Origin of the sequence: Streptomyces sp. AK02-01A (assembly GCF_033795305.1) — a bacterium.
Classification (GTDB): domain Bacteria; phylum Actinomycetota; class Actinomycetes; order Streptomycetales; family Streptomycetaceae; genus Streptomyces.
Window position 1 is genome coordinate 48,845 of the sequence record NZ_JARBAE010000018.1, and the last position, 19,676, is coordinate 68,520.

17 protein-coding genes are annotated in these 19,676 nt (G+C 70.0%); 2 read left to right on the forward strand and 15 right to left on the reverse strand.

From position 1 onward, the window contains the following. Nucleotides 1–70: 70 nt before the first annotated feature. The 15 genes from PV679_RS18540 to pgsA form a co-directional block, all read right to left on the reverse strand. Nucleotides 71–2,620 (reverse strand): RelA/SpoT family protein, encoded by a 2,550-nt coding sequence (locus PV679_RS18540; RefSeq protein ID WP_319681414.1) that lies wholly within the window; start codon nucleotides 2,618–2,620, stop codon nucleotides 71–73. 159 nt (nucleotides 2,621–2,779) lie between these two features. Then, complete coding sequence (locus PV679_RS18545) at nucleotides 2,780–3,325, reverse strand: adenine phosphoribosyltransferase (protein ID WP_319681415.1); 546 nt, start codon at nucleotides 3,323–3,325, stop codon at nucleotides 2,780–2,782. After that, nucleotides 3,322–4,449, reverse strand: a complete 1,128-nt coding sequence (gene secF, locus PV679_RS18550; protein ID WP_319681416.1) for a protein translocase subunit SecF — start codon at nucleotides 4,447–4,449, stop codon at nucleotides 3,322–3,324. The genes PV679_RS18545 and secF overlap by 4 nt, the downstream gene beginning before the upstream one ends. Nucleotide 4,450: 1 nt before the next feature. Continuing rightward, a complete protein-coding gene (gene secD, locus PV679_RS18555) occupies nucleotides 4,451–6,220 on the reverse strand; it encodes a protein translocase subunit SecD (protein WP_319681417.1) in 1,770 nt (589 codons plus the stop codon). A gap of 142 nt (nucleotides 6,221–6,362) precedes the next feature. Next, on the reverse strand, nucleotides 6,363–6,818 hold the full coding sequence (gene yajC, locus PV679_RS18560) for a preprotein translocase subunit YajC (protein ID WP_319681418.1): 456 nt from the start codon (nucleotides 6,816–6,818) through the stop codon (nucleotides 6,363–6,365). A 164-nt stretch (nucleotides 6,819–6,982) separates the two neighbouring features. Further along, nucleotides 6,983–8,068, reverse strand: a complete 1,086-nt coding sequence (gene ruvB, locus PV679_RS18565) for a Holliday junction branch migration DNA helicase RuvB (RefSeq protein ID WP_319681419.1) — start codon at nucleotides 8,066–8,068, stop codon at nucleotides 6,983–6,985. 70 nt (nucleotides 8,069–8,138) lie between these two features. Beyond that, nucleotides 8,139–8,765, reverse strand: coding sequence for a Holliday junction branch migration protein RuvA (gene ruvA / locus PV679_RS18570; protein ID WP_319681420.1), 627 nt, complete (start codon nucleotides 8,763–8,765; stop codon nucleotides 8,139–8,141). After that, nucleotides 8,762–9,319 (reverse strand): crossover junction endodeoxyribonuclease RuvC, encoded by a 558-nt coding sequence (gene ruvC / locus PV679_RS18575; protein ID WP_319681421.1) that lies wholly within the window; start codon nucleotides 9,317–9,319, stop codon nucleotides 8,762–8,764. Before ruvC ends, ruvA begins: the two co-directional genes overlap by 4 nt. A gap of 159 nt (nucleotides 9,320–9,478) precedes the next feature. After that, entirely contained in the window at nucleotides 9,479–10,231 is a 753-nt protein-coding gene (locus PV679_RS18580) for a YebC/PmpR family DNA-binding transcriptional regulator (RefSeq protein WP_319681422.1), read from the reverse strand. 62 nt (nucleotides 10,232–10,293) lie between these two features. Beyond that, nucleotides 10,294–10,884, reverse strand: coding sequence for a pyridoxal 5'-phosphate synthase glutaminase subunit PdxT (gene pdxT / locus PV679_RS18585; RefSeq protein ID WP_319681423.1), 591 nt, complete (start codon nucleotides 10,882–10,884; stop codon nucleotides 10,294–10,296). Nucleotides 10,885–10,890: 6 nt separating this feature from the next. Next, nucleotides 10,891–11,805 carry a pyridoxal 5'-phosphate synthase lyase subunit PdxS gene (gene pdxS, locus PV679_RS18590; RefSeq protein ID WP_319681424.1) on the reverse strand — a complete coding sequence of 305 codons (915 nt, stop codon included), beginning with the start codon at nucleotides 11,803–11,805 and terminating at the stop codon, nucleotides 10,891–10,893. 111 nt (nucleotides 11,806–11,916) lie between these two features. Then, a complete protein-coding gene (locus PV679_RS18595; RefSeq protein WP_319681425.1) occupies nucleotides 11,917–12,462 on the reverse strand; it encodes a hypothetical protein in 546 nt (181 codons plus the stop codon). Between the two features lie 129 nt (nucleotides 12,463–12,591). Further along, nucleotides 12,592–13,752, reverse strand: a complete 1,161-nt coding sequence (locus PV679_RS18600) for a glycosyltransferase family 4 protein (protein ID WP_319681426.1) — start codon at nucleotides 13,750–13,752, stop codon at nucleotides 12,592–12,594. Further along, nucleotides 13,749–14,675 (reverse strand): phosphatidylinositol mannoside acyltransferase, encoded by a 927-nt coding sequence (locus tag PV679_RS18605; RefSeq protein WP_319681427.1) that lies wholly within the window; start codon nucleotides 14,673–14,675, stop codon nucleotides 13,749–13,751. Before PV679_RS18605 ends, PV679_RS18600 begins: the two co-directional genes overlap by 4 nt. Next, a complete protein-coding gene (pgsA, locus tag PV679_RS18610; RefSeq protein ID WP_319681428.1) occupies nucleotides 14,672–15,361 on the reverse strand; it encodes a phosphatidylinositol phosphate synthase in 690 nt (229 codons plus the stop codon). The genes PV679_RS18605 and pgsA overlap by 4 nt, the downstream gene beginning before the upstream one ends. Before the next feature lie 245 nt (nucleotides 15,362–15,606). Between pgsA and PV679_RS18615 the strand changes: the two genes are divergently transcribed. Then, entirely contained in the window at nucleotides 15,607–17,814 is a 2,208-nt protein-coding gene (locus PV679_RS18615; protein WP_319681429.1) for an elongation factor G-like protein EF-G2, read from the forward strand. Nucleotides 17,815–18,013: 199 nt separating this feature from the next. Beyond that, nucleotides 18,014–19,669 carry a hypothetical protein gene (locus PV679_RS18620; RefSeq protein ID WP_319681430.1) on the forward strand — a complete coding sequence of 552 codons (1,656 nt, stop codon included), beginning with the start codon at nucleotides 18,014–18,016 and terminating at the stop codon, nucleotides 19,667–19,669. Nucleotides 19,670–19,676 lie beyond the last annotated feature (7 nt).

The following is a 19,676-nucleotide window of genomic DNA, read 5'->3' on the forward strand; positions in this document are numbered from 1 at the left end:
AGGGGCTCCCCGTACCGGTGAGGTACGGGGAGCCCCTTCGTACGGCCCTGGTGATCCCTGGGCGGCGCCGCTACGGCCTGCGCGCCGAGGTGACCCGGTAGACGTCGTAGACGCCCTCCACGCCCCGTACGGCCTTCAGTACGTGGCCCAGGTGCTTCGGGTCGCCCATCTCGAAGGTGAAGCGCGAGGTGGCCACCCGGTCGCGGGAGGTCTGGACCGCCGCGGACAGGATGTTGACGTGCTGGTCGGACAGCACACGCGTGACGTCCGACAGCAGCCGGGACCGGTCCAGCGCCTCGACCTGGATGGCGACCAGGAAGACCGAGGACTGGGTCGGAGCCCACTCGACGTCGAGGATGCGTTCGGGTTGTTGCGACAGCGAGTCCACGTTGACGCAGTCGGCGCGGTGCACCGACACGCCGCTGCCCCGGGTGACAAAGCCGATGATCGGATCTCCCGGGACCGGCGTACAGCAGCGGGCGAGCTTCACCCACACATCGTCGACACCCTTGACGACCACACCGGGGTCGGCGCTGGAGCGGCGCTTGCCGCGGCCGTGCGACGGCGGAGCGCTCTCCGCGATGTCCTCGTTGGCGGCATCCTCGCCGCCGAGGGCCTGCACCAGCTTCTGTACGACGCCCTGCGCGGCCACATGACCCTCGCCGATCGCCGCGTACAGGGACGAGATGTCGGGATAGCGCATCTCGTGTGCCAGCGTGACCAGCGAGTCTCCGGTGAGGATGCGCTGGATCGGCAGGTTCTGCTTGCGCATGGCCCGCGCGATGGAGTCCTTGCCCTGCTCGATCGCCTCGTCGCGGCGCTCCTTGGAGAACCACGCGCGGATCTTGTTTCTGGCTCTGGGCGACTTGACGAAGCCCAGCCAGTCGCGGGACGGGCCGGCGCCGGACGCCTTGGAGGTGAAGACCTCCACCAGATCACCGTTGTCGAGGGTCGATTCGAGCGGCACCAGCCGTCCGTTGACCCGGGCACCTATGGTGCGATGGCCGACCTCCGTGTGGACGGCGTACGCGAAGTCCACCGGAGTGGCGCCCGCGGGCAGCGCTATGACATCGCCCTTGGGAGTGAAGACGAAGACCTCGTTGCGGGACAGGTCGAAGCGGAGCGACTCCAGGAATTCGCTGGGGTCCTCGGTCTCCTTCTGCCAGTCCAGTAGCTGGCGCAGCCACGCCATGTCATTGACGGTGTCCTGGCCGGCGCCCTTGCCGGCGTTCCTCGGTACGTCCGTGCGCACCTTGGAGGCACCGGCGACGGCCTCCTGCTTGTACTTCCAGTGCGCGGCGATGCCGTACTCGGCGCGGCGGTGCATGTCGAAGGTGCGGATCTGCAGCTCGACCGGCTTGCCGTTGGGTCCGATGACCGTCGTGTGCAGCGACTGGTACATGTTGAACTTGGGCATCGCGATGTAGTCCTTGAACCGTCCGGGGACCGGATTCCACCGGGCGTGGACGGTGCCGAGCGCCGCGTAGCAGTCGCGGACGGTGTCGACGAGGACACGGATGCCCACCAGGTCGTAGATCTCCGCGAAGTCCCGGCCGCGGACGATCATCTTCTGGTAGACGCTGTAGTAGTGCTTCGGCCGGCCGGTGACGGTGGCCTTGATCCGGGCCGCGCGCAGATCCGACTGGACCTCGTCGGTCACTATGGCCAGGTACTCGTCGCGCTTGGGCGCCCGCTCGGCGACGAGCCGGACGATCTCGTCGTACATCTTCGGATAGAGGATCGCGAAGGCGAGATCCTCCAGCTCCCACTTGATGGTGTTCATGCCCAGCCGGTGGGCCAGAGGCGCGTAGATCTCCAGCGTCTCGCGGGCCTTCTTCTCCTGCTTGTCCCGCTTGAGATAGCGCATGGTGCGCATGTTGTGCAGCCGGTCGGCGAGCTTGATGACCAGGACGCGCGGGTCCCTGGCCATGGCGACGACCATCTTGCGTACGGTCTCGGCCTGCGCGGCCTCGCCGAACTTGACCTTGTCCAGCTTGGTGACGCCGTCGACCAGGAGCGCGACCTGGTCGCCGAAGTCGCGGCGCAGGGTGTCCAGGCCGTACTCGGTGTCCTCGACCGTGTCGTGCAGCAGTCCCGCCATCAGCGTGGCCGGGTCCATGCCCAGCTCGGCGAGGATCGTCGTCACCGCGAGCGGATGCGTGATGTACGGATCGCCGCTCTTGCGCTTCTGACCCCGGTGCCAGCGCTCGGCGACCTGGTAGGCGCTCTCGATCTGGCGGAGCGTCGCGGTCTCGATCTTGGGGTCGTTGCCGCGCACGGTCCGCAGCAGCGGTTCCAGGACCGGGTTGTACGGCGACGACCGCTGCACGCCGAGCCGGGCCAGCCTGGCCCTCACCCGATTGGAGGAACCGCCGGAGCGAGGCGCGGCGGTGGGACCGGGCTTGGGAGCGGTCACGGGCGTGGCAGGACGCTCGGGCACCACCGGGCGCGCGGCCGGTGCGTCCACGGGCCGGGCGCCTGAGGTCTCCGCGGCCGTCCGCGCGGGCTTCTCGTCAGCGGCGACCGCGGCCTTGTTGTGCGGCATGGGCGACGCCGCCGCGGCCTGGTCGGCCTGCTGATCGGGCGATGCGGCGGCCAGTGGCTGGACCTCGTCTGGCAAGAGCGCTCCTCGTGCGGATCCAGGTCCCCCGGTCAGGCCCGGAGGTTCCATGGTATCGACCTCGGGCCAACCTCTCGCTCCGGGACCGAAGGAGCTGGACAACGCGAGACGGGCACCCGGTTGTTCCCGGATGCCCGTCCGCGCGTATCGAGAAACCCGTCAGAGCGTGATCAGGGCCTCCAGCGGGGCCCCGCGCAGCGTGGGCTCCAGCCGGGCGCGGCCGCCCAGGAAGCCCAGCTCCATCAGGACCGCGACGCCCGCCACCTCGGCACCGGCCCGCCGGACGAGCTCCAGCGCGGCTCCGGCCGTACCACCCGTGGCGAGGACATCGTCGATGACGATGACACGGTCACCGTGCTGGAGGTCCTCGGCGTGGATCTCCAGCGCGGCGGAGCCGTACTCCAGCTCATACTCCTGCGACAGCGTCGCGCCGGGCAGCTTTCCCGCCTTGCGTACGGGAATGAACCCGAGGCCGGCCCGTACCGCCACCGGAGCGGCCAGGATGAAGCCGCGCGCCTCCAGGCCGACGACCTTTGTCGCGCCGTGCTCGCCGCACAGCCCGGCGAGCACGTCGGTCAGCGCCGTGAACGCCTTCGGATCGGCCAGCAGCGGAGTGATGTCCTTGAACAGCACTCCCGGCTTCGGATAGTCGGTGACGTCACGGATGCGGCTGAGCAACAGCTCCCGTGTGCTGGCGTCCGTCACCGGCGCCTCCCCGACGGTCGGCCGCCGCGGCCACCGCGGTCGCGCGGGCCGGCGACGGCACCGGCGGGCGCCGCGTCGCCGGGAAGCCCGTCCGCCGGGTCGTCCTCGAAGCCGTCGTCGGTGTCCGCTGCGTCGTCGACCGACTCACCCCTGGCCAGGGCGGCGTTCCGCTTGGCGAGCACCCGCTTCTTCAGTGCCTTCATCTGCGGGTCGCGTTCCTTCAGGTCGGCGACGAGCGGAGTGGCGATGAAGATCGAGGAGTACGCACCGGCCGCGAGGCCGACGAAGAGCGAGAGCGAGATGTCGTTCAGCATGCCGGCGCCGAGGAAACCACCGCCGATGAAGAGCAGACCGGCGACCGGCAGCAGCGCGACCACGGTGGTGTTGATGGAGCGCACCAGGGTCCCGTTGATGGAGCGGTTGGCGATCTCGCTGTAGGTCCACCGGGTCTGCTTGGTGATGCCCTTCGACCCCTCCTTGAGACTGTCGAAGACGACGACGGTGTCGTAGAGGGAGTAACCGAGGATGGTGAGCAGACCGATCACCGTGCCCGGCGTGACCTCGAAGCCGACCAGGGCGTACACCCCGACGGTGATGGTGAGGTCGTGGATCAGGGCGACCAGCGCGGCGACCGCCATCCGCCATTCGAAGGCGATCGCCAGATAGATCACCACCAGGATCATGAAGATCGCGAGACCGGTCCACGCCTTGTTGGCGATCGTCTCGCCCCAGCTCGGCCCGACCAGGTCGGCGTTGATGTCCGCCTCGTTGACCTTCAGCTCCTGGGCGAGCTTGGTCTTCACGGCGTCGGCCTGCTTGGTGTCCAGCTCGGTGACCTGGATCCGCAGTTTGCCGTCACCGAGCTTCTGGACGATCGCGTCGTGTCCGGACGCCTCCTGGGCGTCCGTCTGGGCCTGGGACACGGAGACGCTCGTGCTCGGGGTGGTGAAGACCGCACCGCCCTTGAACTCGATGCCCATGTTGAGGCCACGCACCGCCAGTCCGACGATGGCGGTGATGGTGATCAGGATCGAGATTCCGTACCAGATCTTCCGCTTGCCGACGAAGTCGTAGCCGACTTCGCCGCGGTAGAGCCGGGCGCCGAGTGCGCCGAGTCGCGACATCTCACGCCTCCTTCGGGTCGGTGGGGGCGCTGACACGGCGGGAGCGGCGCAGCGGCGGCTTGGCGCCGAGCCGCTTCGGGTCCAGTCCGGACCAGGGATGACCGCTGGCGAAGAACTTCTTGCGGGCGAGGATCGTCATCACCGGCTTGGTGAAGAAGAACACCACGACCACGTCGAGGACGGTGGTCAGACCGAGGGTGAAGGCGAAGCCCTGGACCTTGCCGACCGTGACGACGAAGAGCACCGCGGCGGCGAGGAACGACACGAAGTCGGAGACCAGGATCGTGCGCCGGGCGCGCGGCCAGGCGCGCTCGACGGCCGGACGGAGCGTACGGCCCTCACGGATCTCGTCCCGGATCCGTTCGAAGTACACGATGAAGGAGTCCGCGGTGATACCGATGGCGACGATCGCGCCACAGACCGCGGGCAGGTTCAGCGCGAACCCGATACCCGGGCCGAGCAGAGCCATGATCGTGTACGTCATGACCGCGGAGGCGCCGAGGCTGAGGATCGCGATCAGCGAGAGGCCGCGGTAGTACGTCACCAGGTAGATGATGACCAGGGCGAGACCGATCGCACCGGCGATCAGACCGGCCTGGAGCTGCTCACCGCCGAGCGCGGCGGTGACGGTGGTGGCGCTCGCCACGTCGAAGCTCAGGGGCAGCGCGCCGTAGGACAGGATGTTGCCCAGGTCCTGGGCGGACTGCTGATTGAAGCTGCCGGAGATCTCGGCGCTGCCGCCGAGGGTCTGGCTCACCGAGGGCGCCGAGACGACATTGCCGTCCAGCACGATGGCGAACTGGTTCATCGGCGCCTGCTGCTGCGAGAGCTTGCCGGTGATCGACTGGAACTTCTTCGTGCCGCCACCGGTGAAGTCCATCGTGACGATCCACATGTTGCGCTGCGGATCGAGGACACCCTTGGCGTCGTCGACGTCCGTGCCCTCCAGCTCGGCCGGGCCGAGAACGTACTTCTGCCACTGGCCCGAGCCGTCCTGACCGCAGGCCGCGATGGTGTCCTTGGGCGCGGCGTCCTGGTTGACCGCGGTGCGCGAGGACTGCTTGGTGCAGTCCAGGTCCATGAACTTCTTCTCCAGAGCGGCGGAGGCCGGGTCGGGAGTCGGCTGGCCGGACGGCTGCGGGTTCGGCGGGTCCGCGGGCTTGTCCGAGCCCGAGGCGTTCGGAGCGGGTGTCTCGTCCGCCTTCAGGCCGTCCGTGACGGCCCGGCCCTGAGTGGTCGCGCTCACGGAGGGCGACGCGGAGCCGGCCGGATCCCCGGCCTTGTCCGGGCTCTCGGCCTTGTCGGCGCTCGCCGCGGGGCTGGGAGAGCCGCTGGGCGCGGGCTGCGGAGCGGTCGGGGTGCCGGGCGCGACGGTCAGCACCGGCCGGAAGTAGAGCTGGGCGGTCGTGCCGACCTGGTCCCTGGCCTGCTTCTCGTTGCTGCCCCGGGGGATGTTGACGATGATGTTCTCGGGGCCCTGGGTCTGGACCTCGGCCTCGGAGACACCCAGACCGTTGACACGCCGTTCCATGATGCTGACGGCGGTGTCCATATTGGTCTTGTTGATCGCGTTCGGCTTGCCCGGCGTGTTCTTCGCCTGGAGCGTGATGCTCGTGCCGCCCGCGAGGTCGATCCCCAGACGTGGCGTGACATGACCGGACCAGAACATCCCGCCGGTGAGGGCGACCATGGCAATCAGGAACAGTGCCAGGGTGCGCCCCGGCCTGCCTGGGGACCCCGCTTGCCTGCGGCCCTTATTAGGTGCTGCCACCTTCTCGTTTCTCCCTGTCCAACCGCCCCACGCCGGGTCTGCCCGGAGCGGCCACGAAGTGTTGTGGGGACCTGCCCCCGAAGAAATCGGAACGGGCCATCAGCCGCGGAGGGCCGCTGGACGGACCGCCGACACAGACTGACTACTTCGCGCCGGTGTCGCCGTCGGCCTTGCCGTCCTTGGGCTCGGCGTCGGCGGCGTCGGGCTTCTTGCCCAGGTCGATCTTGGCGTCGGCCGGAGAGTCCGCGTCGTCGGCCGCACCGGTCAGCGAGGAGGCGTCGTCCGGCACGATCGGGTCGTCGGCCTTGAGGGCGTCGTCACCGTGCACGATGCGGTTGTACTCGTCGTCGTCCAGCACGGCGCCGATGGAGTTCTTCGCGTAGACGGCGTGAACGCCGGGCGCGACCTCCAGGAGGACCATGTCGTCGTGCACCTCCTTGACGGTGGCGTACATGCCCCCGATCGTCCGGACGCCGGTGCCGGGCTGCATGTCGCTGCGCATCTGCGCCGCCGCCTGCTGCTTCTTCTTGGCGGACCGGGTCATCAGGAACATGGCCCCGATGAGCACGATGAAGGGGAGGAGGGTCACGAGACTCACGGGAGGGAACTTCCTTCGCACGACCGCGATGTGGAACGGCCTGATATACGGGGGTGGGTACGCCGACCCGGAAGGGTGGCGTCGGCGGAGTCTAAGCGAGTCCGCATCGTTGGAACAACGCCCAGCATCGCACCGGGGTTCCTGACAGGGCGACGTGCTCGCCGTCACATCCCGAACATGCCCTGTTGTCCGCCTGTCCCCGGTGCCTGCTGAGGAGGCACGAGTCCGAGGTGTGTCCAGGCCGCCGGTGTCGCCACCCGGCCGCGCGGAGTACGGGCGAGAAGTCCTTCACGGACCAGGAACGGCTCCGCGACCTCCTCCACCGTCTCACGCTCCTCGCCCACGGCCACGGCCAGTGTCGACAGGCCCACCGGGCCGCCGCCGAAGAGCTTGAGCAGCGCCCGGAGCACGGCCCGGTCGAGGCGGTCGAGACCGCGGGCGTCGACCTCGTACACCGCGAGGGCCACCGCCGCCACCTCGCGGTTGATCCGCCCGTCCGCCTTGACCTGGGCGTAGTCACGCACACGGCGCAGCAGCCGGTTGGCGATCCGGGGTGTGCCGCGGGACCGGCCGGCGATCTCGGCGGCGCCCTCGGCGTCGATTTCCAGGTCGAGGAGCTGGGCCGAACGGTGGATGACGCGCTCCAGCTCGGCGCTCTCGTAGAACTCCATATGACCGGTGAAACCGAAGCGGTCGCGCAGCGGAGGCGGCAGCAGTCCGGCCCGGGTGGTGGCACCGACCAGCGTGAACGACGGCAGTTCCAGTGGGATGGCGGTGGCGCCCGGGCCTTTGCCCACGATCACGTCGACCCGGAAGTCCTCCATGGCCATGTAGAGCATTTCCTCGGCGGGCCGGGACATCCGGTGGATCTCGTCGAGAAAGAGGACCTCGCCCTCCTGGAGGGAGGAGAGGATGGCCGCGAGATCACCCGCGTGCTGGATGGCGGGGCCCGAGGTGATGCGGATCGGAGCGTTCATCTCGGCCGCGATGATCATGGAGAGGGTGGTCTTGCCGAGGCCCGGCGCCCCGGAGAGCAGCACATGGTCGGCGCTGGCGCCGCGCGCCAGGGCCGCCTTGAGCACCAGGTCGAGCTGCTCGCGGACCCGCTCCTGGCCCACGAACTCATGCAGCGACTTGGGGCGCAGCGCGGCCTCGACGGCCTGGTCCTCGCCGTCCGCGGACGCGCCCACGAGCCGCTCGGCGGCGTCGGCGGCCGCTTGCGTCTCGCTGCTGGTGTCGTCCCAGTTCACTCAGTCTCACCTCGGGGAGTCGGCGCGTCCCAGGACGGCCCCATGGAAGTACGGCTCGGCCGGCGGCCGCTCAACGTGTTCTGTTCAGGCTCTGGAGCGCCGCGCGCAGTAGCTGCGGCACGGGCGGCCGCGTCCCGCCGGCCAGCGCGGCCTCGGCCTGGGGCGTGACCAGAGCGACCGCCTCCTCGGCCTCGCGAGGGGCGTAGCCGAGGCCGATCAGGGCCGCGTGGAGCTGGTCGCTCCACGAGGCGGGTCCGGCGGGTCCGCCGGCCTGCCGGCCCACCCCGGCGCCGACCGGATCGCCGAGCCGGTCCTTGAGCTCCAGCAGGAGCTTCTGGGCGCCCTTCTTGCCGATGCCGGGGACGGCTGTCAGCGCCTTCTCGTCGCCGGTGGAGACGGCCACCCGCAGCGTGTCCGGAGCATGGACGGCGAGCATCGCCTGGGCCAGCCGCGGGCCGACCCCGCTCGCGGTCTGCAACAGCTCGAACACCTGGCGTTCGTCGTCGTCCGCGAAGCCGTACAGGGTGAGCGAGTCCTCCCGTACGACGAGGGAGGTGGCGAGCTTGGCGTCCTGGCCGACGCGCAGCCCGGCGAGTGTGCCCGGTGTGCACTGGACGGCCATACCGACGCCGCCGACCTCGATCACGGCCGTGGTCGGGGCGAGGGCGGCGACCGGGCCGCTGACGAAGGCGATCATCGAGGAACCTTCCGGGCAGGTGCGGTGGTGGGGATACGGGACGAGCGGGCCGCCGCCTGCGCCTGCTGGAGGCGGTTCATGGCGGGAGCACGCCAGATGTGGCAGATGGCGAGCGCGAGGGCGTCCGCGGCGTCGGCCGGCTTCGGCGGGGCGTCCAGCCGCAGCAGCCGGGTCACCATCGCGCCGACCTGGGCCTTGTCGGCCCGGCCGCTGCCGGTGACGGCGGCCTTGACCTCGCTGGGAGTGTGCAGCGCGACGGGGATGCCACGGCGCGAGGCGCAGAGCATGGCGACGGCGCTGGCCTGGGCGGTGCCCATCACCGTACGCACATTGTGCTGGCTGAACACCCGCTCCACGGCGACGAGTTCGGGCCGGTGTTCGTCCAGCCAGGCATCGATGCCCCGCTCGATCTCGACCAGGCGCATGCCGACTTCCGCTTCCGCCGGTGTACGGACCACACCGACACCGAGCATCCGCAACGGGCGGCCCGCCGTGCCCTCGACGACGCCCACGCCGCACCGGGTCAGCCCGGGGTCAACACCCAGCACTCGCATCGCGCCCCCCACTCTCCGGCCACGCACTTTCGGTCATCGGTCCTGCCGCCGGGCAGAACGCCTGATCAGCACAGTATCGGTAGCCACTGACAACGCGACGGGCCGACGGGTAGGTGTCCCCGTCGGCCCGTCAGGTGAAGGCGCCTCAGACGCGGGCGGTCAGGCGTCGACCTTCTCCATCACTTCGTCCGAGACGTCGAAGTTGGCGAAGACGTTCTGGACGTCGTCGCTGTCCTCCAGGGCGTCGATCAGCTTGAAGATCTTGCGTGCGCCCTCCTCGTCCAGCTCGACCTGCATGGTCGGCACGAAGTTGGCGTCCGCGGAGTCGTAGTCGATGCCCGCCTCCTGGAGCGCGGTGCGCACCGCGACCAGGTCGGTGGCCTCGCTGAGTACCTCGTAGGACTCACCGAGGTCGTTGACCTCCTCGGCGCCCGCGTCCAGGACGGCGCCCAGGACATCGTCCTCGCCCAGTTCACCCTTCGGGACGATCACGACGCCCTTGCGGTTGAACAGGTACGAGACGGAGCCCGGGTCGGCCATCGAGCCGCCGTTGCGGGTCATCGCGACGCGGACGTCGGAAGCCGCGCGGTTACGGTTGTCGGTGAGGCACTCGATGAGCACCGCGACGCCATTCGGACCGTAACCCTCGTACATGATCGTCTCGTAGTCGGCGCCACCGGCCTCCAGGCCGGCGCCGCGCTTGACCGCGGAGTCGATGTTCTTGTTCGGCACCGAGCTCTTCTTCGCCTTCTGGATGGCGTCGAAGAGGGTCGGGTTGCCGTCGATGTCGGCGCCACCGGTGCGGGCCGCGACCTCGATATTCTTGATCAGCTTCGCGAAGAGCTTGCCGCGCTTGGCATCGATCACGGCCTTCTTGTGCTTCGTCGTAGCCCATTTAGAGTGGCCGGACATCTGCCTGTCTCCTTCGCGTAACCGGTTCTGCTCCGTTCGGCAGAGATCCTACCGGGACACGGTCACCGGGCGGCGCGCACCATGTCGGTGAAGAACCGGTGCAGGCGGTGGTCGCCGGTGAGTTCCGGATGGAACGAGGTCGCGAGGGCGTTGCCCTGCCGTACGGCGACGACATGGCCCTCGTACTCGGCGAGCACCTGGACCTCGGCACCGACCGACTCGACCCACGGCGCCCGGATGAAGACTCCTTCGACGGGGCCGCCGCCGACGCCGGCGACCTCCACGGCCGCCTCGAAGGACTCGTTCTGCCGGCCGAAGGCGTTCCGGCGGACGATCATGTCGATCCCGCCGACCGTCTCCTGGCCGGACCGCGGATCGAGGATCTTCTCGGCCAGCATGATCAGCCCGGCGCAGGTGCCGTACACCGGCATACCGGCCCGTACCCGCGAACGCAGCGGTTCCAGCATGCCGAAGAGCGCGGCCAGCTTGGACATCGTGGTGGACTCGCCGCCGGGGATCACCAGCCCGTCGGCCTCGGCGAGTTCCTCGGGGCGGCGTACGGTCCTGGCCACGGCGCCCGCCGCGGCCAGGGCCGCCAGATGCTCCCGGACGTCGCCCTGAAGGGCCAGGACTCCGATCACAGGCTCGCTCATCGGTGCTTACCAGCCACGCTTCGCGTAGTGCTCGGCCTCGGGAAGGGTGTCGATGTTGATGCCGACCATGGCCTCGCCGAGGTCGCGGGACGCGTCCGCGATGATCTTCGGGTCGTCGTAGAAGGTGGTGGCCTTCACGATCGCCGCGGCACGCTTGGCCGGGTCGCCCGACTTGAAGATGCCGGAGCCCACGAAGACTCCCTCGGCGCCGAGCTGGCGCATCAGCGCCGCGTCGGCGGGAGTGGCGACACCGCCGGCGGAGAAGAGCACCACCGGCAGCTTCCCGAGCGCGGCCACCTCCTTGACGATCTCGTACGGAGCCCGCAGCTCCTTGGCCGCCGCGTACAGCTCGTTGTTGTCGAAGCCGCGCAGCCTGGCGATCTCGTTCTTGATCTGGCGCAGATGACGGACCGCCTCGACGACATTGCCGGTGCCGGCCTCGCCCTTGGAGCGGATCATGGCGGCGCCCTCGGCGATGCGCCGCAGGGCCTCGCCGAGATTGGTGGCGCCACAGACGAAGGGCGTGGTGAAGGCCCACTTGTCGGAGTGGTTGACCTCGTCGGCCGGAGTCAGCACCTCGGACTCGTCGATGTAGTCCACACCGAGCGACTGGAGGACCTGGGCCTCGACGAAGTGGCCGATCCGGGACTTGGCCATGACCGGGATCGAGACGGCCTCGATGATGCCCTCGATCATGTCCGGGTCGGACATCCGGGCGACGCCGCCGTCCTTGCGGATGTCGGCCGGGACGCGCTCCAGGGCCATCACGGCGACCGCGCCGGCGTCCTCGGCGATCTTCGCCTGCTCCGGAGTGACGACGTCCATGATCACGCCGCCCTTGAGCTGCTCGGCCATTCCGCGCTTGACGCGCGCCGTGCCGGTCTCAGGGGTCTGCGGAGTGGTGGGAAGCGTGGTGGACACTGATCGACCTCACAGGGGGAAAACGATGGATATCCACCCAGCAAACTCCACGCACCGGTCCACAGCAAGGGCCAATGACCAGCCGGTGGATCGTTCTCCGCGCTCAGCCGGTCAGGTGCCGGGCCGGTCGGCCAGCGCGACCGGAGGCCCGTCGTCCATCTCGAAGGCGAGCGGGAACGGCGCGTGCCCGGCGAGCCGGAACCAGCGCACCTTGCGGTGCCGCCGCAGGGCGCGTGCCGCGCGTACGGCGTCGTTGTGGAAGCGCCGGGCCATCGGTACGCGCCGTACCGCGGCGGCGAGTTCACCCGCCGCGTCCTCGCCTCCCGGAGCGGCCTGTACGGCTTCGACCTGGGCGGTCTCACCGAACACGGCCCGCAGCGCCTGGCTCAGCTCGCTCTCCGCGACCTCCCGCTGCTCCTCCTCCGCCTGCCGGGCCGCGTGCGCGGCCTGATACAGCACGATGGACGCGGCCGGGTCGAGCACACCGGACGTGGCCAGCTCCTGGGTGACCGACGCGCGTCGCAGCAACTGCGCGTCAAGAGCGGCCCGAGCGGCGTCGATGCGCGCGTGCAGCCGGTCGAGACGGCCCGCGGTCCAGCTCAGATAGAGCCCGATCGCGATGACGCCGAGGACGATCCAGATGATGGTTTCGATCACGGACGGCAAGGCTACCGGGGTGACGCGGACGCACCGGGTGAATGTCTCCCACCGGTTCGCCGCACCGGAGAATCACCGCACCGGGCCCGCCGCCGCGTGTCCCGTGTCCGAGCGGCGCGGCGACGGAGCTCAGTCCCGCGCCAGCCCGAACCTCGCCCGCAGCCCGGACCGTTCGTCCGTGGCCACCGACGCCGCTCCGTCCGTCACCGTCTCGTACACCGCCAGGATGTCCGCGCCCACCGTCGACCAGTCGAAGCGCCGCACATGCGCGCTCCCCCGCTCGCGCAGTTCGGCCCGCCGCGCGGAGTCGCCCAGCAGCCGTACCGCCGCGCCCGCCAGCGCGTCCGCGTCCTCGTTCGTGAACAGTTCGCCCGCCGCTCCCCGGTCCAGGACCTGCGCGAACGCGTCCAGATCACTGGCCAGTACGGCCGCGCCCGCCGACATCGCCTCGACGAGGATGATGCCGAAGCTCTCGCCGCCGGTGTTCGGCGCGACATACAGATCCACGCTGCGCAGCAGCCGCGCCTTCTCCTCGTCGCTCACCATCCCGAGGAATTCGACCCGCGACCGCATCTGCCTGGGCAGCGACTCGACCGCTTCCACCTCGTCTCCCCGGCCCGCCACCAGCAGCCGGGTCTCCGGCCGCGCGGCGAGGATCTTCGGCAGGGCCTTCATCAGCACCGGCAGCCCCTTGCGAGGCTCGTCGATCCGTCCTATGAAACCGATCGTGCCGCCCTGCCAGGCCGGATTGATCTCGGCCTTGGCGAAGAACTCGACATCGACACCGTTGGGAATCACGACCGCGTCGCCACCGAGATGCTCGACCAGCGTCCGCCGCGCGTACTCGCTCACGGCGATCCGCGCGCTGATCTTCTCCAGCGCGGGCTGCAGGATCGGATACGCCGCGATCATCGCCCGCGACCGGGGATTGGAGGTGTGGAACGTCGCGACGATCGGCCCCTGCGCGGCCCAGCAGGCGAGCAGTCCCAGCGACGGCGAGGTCGGCTCATGGATGTGGATCACATCGAACGTGCCGTCGTGCAGCCACCGCCGCACTCGCGCCGCCGACAGAAAGCCGAAGTTCAGCCTCGCGACGGAGCCGTTGTACGGGACGGGCACGGCGCGGCCGGCCGACACGACATAGGGCGGCAGCGGCGTCTCGTCGTCCGCCGGCGCCAGTACGGACACCGAGTGCCCCTGCCGGATCAGATGCTCCGCCAGATCCCTGATGTGGAACTGGACGCCGCCCGGCACATCCCACGAGTAGGGGCAGACGATGCCGATCTTCACCGCGGACTCCCGCCGGGGCGCGTCCGCCCGGGTTCGAGATCCGCGAGCCACAACCGCTGCAGCATGTGCCAGTCCTCCGGATGTTCGGCGATTCCGGTGGCGAAGACGTCGGCCACCGCCTGTGCCATGACAGACGTCTTTTCGGCGCGGCTGCCTGTCCCGGGGACATCGACCGGCGGATGCACTCTGCCGCGCATCACCGGCGAATCGTCGTACCACAGCGTCACCGGCAGCAGCAGCGCCCCGGTCTGCTGGGCCAGCAGCGCGGGCCCGGCCGGCATCCGGGCCGTCTCCCCGAAGAAGCCGACCTCGACACCGGAGGACGAGAGATCGCGGTCGGCGACCAGACAGACCAGGCCGCCCTCCCGCAGCCGTCGCGCGAGTGTGCCGAAGGCGGAGCCGCCGGTGTGCGGCAGCACCTCCATACCCAGGCTCTCGCGGTACGCGACGAAACGGTCGTACAGCGTCTCGGGTTTCAGCCGCTCGGCGACCGTCGTGAACGGCACTCCCAGCGCCCGGGTGACCCAGACACCGGCCAGATCCCAGTTGGCCAGGTGCGGCAGCGCCAGCACGACGCCCCGCCCGGACGCGAGGCCGTCCGTCAGATGGTGGACGGCCTTGACCTCGACGCCGTCGCTCACACGCTCCGCGCTCCAGGTGGGCAGCCGGAACGACTCCATCCAGTAGCGCATGTACGAGCGCATCCCCGCCCTGGACAGGGCGGCCAGCCGCTCGGGCCCGGCACCGGGCACGACCCGTGCCAGATTGGCCTCCAGGCGCAGCACGCTCTTGCCGCGCCGTCGCCACGCGGTGTCCGCGACGGTACGGCCGAGGGCTGCCGCCACGGGCTCGGGAAGCGTCTTGACCGTGCTCCAGCCGAGCCCGTACAGAGCGTCCGTCATCCGGTCCTTCGCCCCGCTCATGACGTGGTCCCGCTCCCCCGTGTCGGGCCGCCCGGCGTCGGCGCGCGGCCGGCCGCCGCATCGGCCTCGGCCGATTCCCGCCGCACCGTGACGACCCGCTGGCCGAGCGTCACCGCACTGCCGACGGCCACGATCCACAGCGCGATCGGCAGCAGGATCCCGATCCCGGGGACACCGAAGGCACCCAGTCCGGCGAGACCGGCCGCGACGAGCGAGATAACCAGCCGCTCGGCGCGCTCGACCAGTCCGTTGACGGCCACCGGCAGTCCGATGGACTCGCCTCGCGCCTTCGTGTACGAGACGACCTGGCCGCTGGCCAGACAGAAGATCGCGACGGCGCACAGCACGTTGTTGTCGCCGCTGCCCGCGTACCAGAGCGCGAAGCCGGCGAAGATCGCGCCGTCCGCGACCCGGTCCAGCGTCGAGTCCAGGAACGCGCCCCAGCGGCTGGAGATACCCGCCTGGCGCGCCATATTGCCGTCGACGAGATCGGAGAAGACGAAGACGGTGATCACGATGGTGCCCCAGAAAAACTCCCCGCGAGGGAAGAAGACCAGCGCCCCCGCCATCACTCCGGCCGTACCGATGAGCGTGACCGCATCAGGGCTGACTCCGCGACGGAGCAGAAATGCGGCGAACGGCGTGAGGACACGCGTGAAGAATGCACGCGCGTACTTGTTCAGCATGGCCTTCCCGAGGTTCGGTGGGCCGAGTGGCCCCTGCGGCCGCCGGCGGGCCCATCGTAGCCAGGCCGGCCACGGCGCACCGCCGCGCACCCTGGGCAGGCACCCGGGTACGACGGATGGACGCACCGTGACGGGAGTGCGAAGCTCGAAGGACCACCGCGGGCATCGCCGAAGCTGCCCCGTGGCTCTCGCGGCCCGCGCCTGGCTCATCTCCTCACCGTGTGATCGATCGGGAGGCAAGAATCATGAGCGACAAGGCACACACCCATCCCGGGGCCGCCGGCAGGGCTCCGACGGCCGACCGGCCCGCGTCCCTGCGGAACGTGGTGCTGGTCGGCCACAGCGGCTCGGGAAAGACCACTCTCGTCGAGGCCCTCGCGCTCACCGCCGGAGCGGTCAACCGGGCGGGCCGGGTCGAGGACGGCGCGACGGTCTCCGACTACGACGAGATCGAGCACCGGCGGCAGCGTTCCGTACAGCTCTCCCTCGTCCCGGTGGAATGGGCCGGATGCAAGATCAATCTGCTGGACACCCCCGGCTACGCCGATTTCGTCGGAGAGCTGAGAGCCGGTCTGCGAGCGGCGGACGCGGCTCTTTTCGTTGTGTCGGCCGCCCAGGAGGCGGAGGCGGTGGCGGGCGCGACCCGCACGGTGTGGGAGGAGTGCGCGGCGGCCGGCCTGCCGCGCGCGATCGTCGTCACGCACCTCGACACGGCGCGGACCGGCTTCGACGAGATGACGCGGATCTGCGCGCGGATCTTCGGCGGCGAGGATCCCGACGCCGTACTGCCGCTCTATCTCCCGGTGCGCGGCGCGGAGGGCCCGGACGGGCACGCTCCGGCCACCGGGCTGGTCGGTCTGCTGTCCCGGAAGATCTCCGACTACTCCACCGGAGAGCGCCGGGAGAACGCTCCGGACCAGCGCCAGACGCCGCTGCTGGAGGAGGCCCGCGACCGGCTGATCGAGGGGATCATCTCGGAGAGCGAGGACGAGACCCTCATGGACCACTACCTCGGTGGCGGCGAGATCGAGCCCAAGGCGCTGATCGAGGACCTGGAGAAGGCGGTGGCGCGCGGGATCTTCCATCCGGTGCTCGCGGCGGCGCCCGCGCCGCCCGGCGCCCGGCACGGCCTGGGCACCGTCGAGCTGCTGGACCTGATCACCAGCGGCTTCCCGACCCCGCTGGAGCGGCCGGCTCCCGTGGTCACCACTCCGGAGGGCGTCCCGCGCCCGGGAATCCACTGCGATCCGGCCGGCCCGCTGGTGGCCGAGGTCGTCAAGACCGCTTCCGATCCCTACGTCGGAAGGATGTCCCTCGTACGGGTCTTCTCGGGCACCCTGCGACCGGACGACACGGTCCATGTGTCCGGCCACGGCCTCACCGACCGGGGCCACGAGGACCATGACGTCGACGAACGGATCGGCACTCTCTCCTCGCCGTTCGGCAAACAGCAGCGGGTCCTTCCGCACTGCGTCGCCGGGGATCTCGCCTGCGTCGGGAAGCTGTCCCGCGCCGAGACCGGTGACACCCTGTCCGCCAGGGACGATCCGCTGCTGATGGAAGCCTGGCCCATGCCCGATCCGCTGCTGCCGCTCGCGGTCGAGGCCCACAGCAAGGCCGACGAGGACAGACTGTCCCAGGGGCTGGCGCGGCTGGTGGCCGAGGATCCGACCATGCGTCTGGAGCAGAATCCGGACACTCGTCAGATCGTGCTCTGGTGTCTGGGCGAGGCCCATGTCGATGTGGCGCTGGACCGGCTGCGCAGCCGGTACGGCGTCCAGCTCGACGCCGTACCGTACCGGGTGGCGCTGCGGGAGACCTTCGGCGGGAGCCGCGCGGGGCGCGGCCGGCACGTGAAACAGTCCGGCGGCCACGGCCAGTTCGCGATCTGCGAGATCGAGGTGGATCCGCTGCCGCCCGGCTCCGGTGTCGAGTTCGTCGACAAGGTGGTGGGCGGCGCGGTGCCGAGGCAGTTCATCGCCTCCGTAGAGAAGGGCGTCCGGGCCCAGGCGGCGCGCGGTGTCGCGGCGGGTCATCCGCTCGTGGACATCCGGGTCACCCTGCTCGACGGGAAGGCCCACTCGGTGGACTCCTCCGACGCCGCGTTCCAGACGGCGGGCGCGCTGGCGCTGCGCGAAGCGGCCGGCGAGGCGCCCATCCATCTGCTGGAGCCGGTCGCCGAGGTGCTGGTGCTGGTCCCGGACGAGTACGTGGGGCCGGTGATGAGCGATCTGTCGGGACGGCGCGGCCGGGTCGTCGGCACCGAACAGGCGGGCCCGGGACGGACCTTGGTCCGGGCCGAGGCGCCGGAGCTGGAGATCGGACGGTACGCCGTGGATCTGCGGTCCGTCTCGCACGGCACCGGCCGTTTCAGCCGCTCCTACGCCCGCCACGAGCCCATGCCAGCGGCGCTGGCGGAGCGGATCCGCGAACAGGACGAGGTGCTGGCGTAGTTGACGGCGCCGTTGGCCCGGCCGCCGTGGCGTGCGCGGTTCTTGAGGTTCCGTCGCTCATGGGTGGCGAAAGAGCGCCATCTCCCCTGACGCGGACGGCGCACCCCGGTTACGCTGTGGTGCCCAGCCCAGCGAGTGTGCGGGGCCCGCGGACCGGGAATGGATCGCGGCGGCGGGTCCTTGCGGCGAGGGGACGGCAGTGGCGGACGACGGATTCGACTTCAGCCTGGGAGCGCAGATCCCGCTCCAGGGTTCGGACGGGCAGACCGCGGCCACACAGGCCCTTGCCTCGGCGGCGTACCGGGACAGTCCGGTCGAGGAGATCCTCAAGGCCGACAACGACTGGCACAAGTCCAAGGTGTCGAAGGGCAGATTCTCGCTCTTCGAACCGAATCTCGGCGAGGCGTTCTCCCGGGCCGTACAGCTCCGGACGCTGGGAGGCGGCCGTGGCGCGCTCATCCAGTCCTTCGGCATGGAGCCGCGCTCCGTGGTCGAGCACTGCCTGGCCGCGACACGTATCCGCAAGGAGCGGGACAAGAAGCTGACGGCGGTGACCGCCGTGGCCGGAGTGGTCTTCCTGCCCGGCCTGCTGATCTGGCTGGGAGTGTTCCAGCTCCGCCGCACGCTGGCCGGTGCGAAGGACCGGCGTTCCGGCGCGCTGGGCACCGGGCTTCTGCTGGCCGTGGCCGTGCTGGCCGTGATCTTCCTGATCCGGCTGCCGTTCAGCGGTGTTCTGGGCTGGTATCTGCGCGGCATGATCGTCGCTCCGGTCATCGGCTGGTGGCTGGCCAAGCGGATCTGCGAGGCGACGGCGAAGGATCTGCGCGCCCGCTGGGACGCGCTGCTGTCGGGCGGCAATGCCGCCGCCAAGATCCCGGAGGCCGTGCCCGGGAACCCGGGCGACGCCTCCCGGGAGGCGCTCCGCCAGAACCTGGAAAAGCTCAGCGCCGAGCAGCGGTCCAATGTGGTCTTCTACGCCGGTCCCAAGGGAATCCTGGGCATGGGCACCCGCTGGGGCAGTTGGCAGCTCGCCGAGCAGTTGATTCCGAAGGACCCGGGCAAGGAGATCCACCAGTTCCGCAGTTATGACGTGATACGCGCGATTCACGACCAGATGAAGCTGCTGGAGCGCGGCCCGCTCAACTCCGGCGGTTTCCCGACTCCTTCGGTCAAGCACTGGATCGTGTCCCCGGTCGGCGAGGGAGCCGGATCGGTGTCCAGGCCCGAGGGCCAGGAGGTGGACGCCTACCAGGTCAAGAGCCACGAGATACAGCGGATCTGCAATCACCAGCAGTTCGGCAGCGGCAACCGCCACTATCTCGGGGTCCAGTTCACTCTCTGGGACGGCCAGTTGGTGATCACCATGATGATCACGGTCACCGTCCTGCACGAGACGCTGCGCATCGAGGTCTCCGGTTACGCCCTGGGCCCGGTGCACTCCCTGTTCGGCTCCAAGCCCTCGCCCAAGACCGTCACGGTCGCCAAGACCGTCCGGTTCTGGGAGACCACCTCGCGGCAACTCCCGCTGGTCGAGCCGCGCGAGGCGGTGCGCCTCGCGGTGCGCGCGCCGTTCACCTGGTATCCGCCGATCCTCGACTACCTCGGCGGCAAGCTGTCCCTTCCCGAGCCGTTCGGCCTGCGGCACGCCTGGTCCGATCAGCCCTGGCACCACCGCTTCATGGCCGATGACGCGATGCGTGCCGCCACTCCCGTCCTGCGCGTGGCCCATACCGCCGCGATGCGGGTGCTGGACGAACACGGCGTGGACACCGGGGGCTTCGGCAGCCGCTCGTCCTCTCTCATCGGCGCGGTGCAGGACCCGTCGCCGAAGAAGGTCGACGCGTACGACGCGTAGGTCCGCA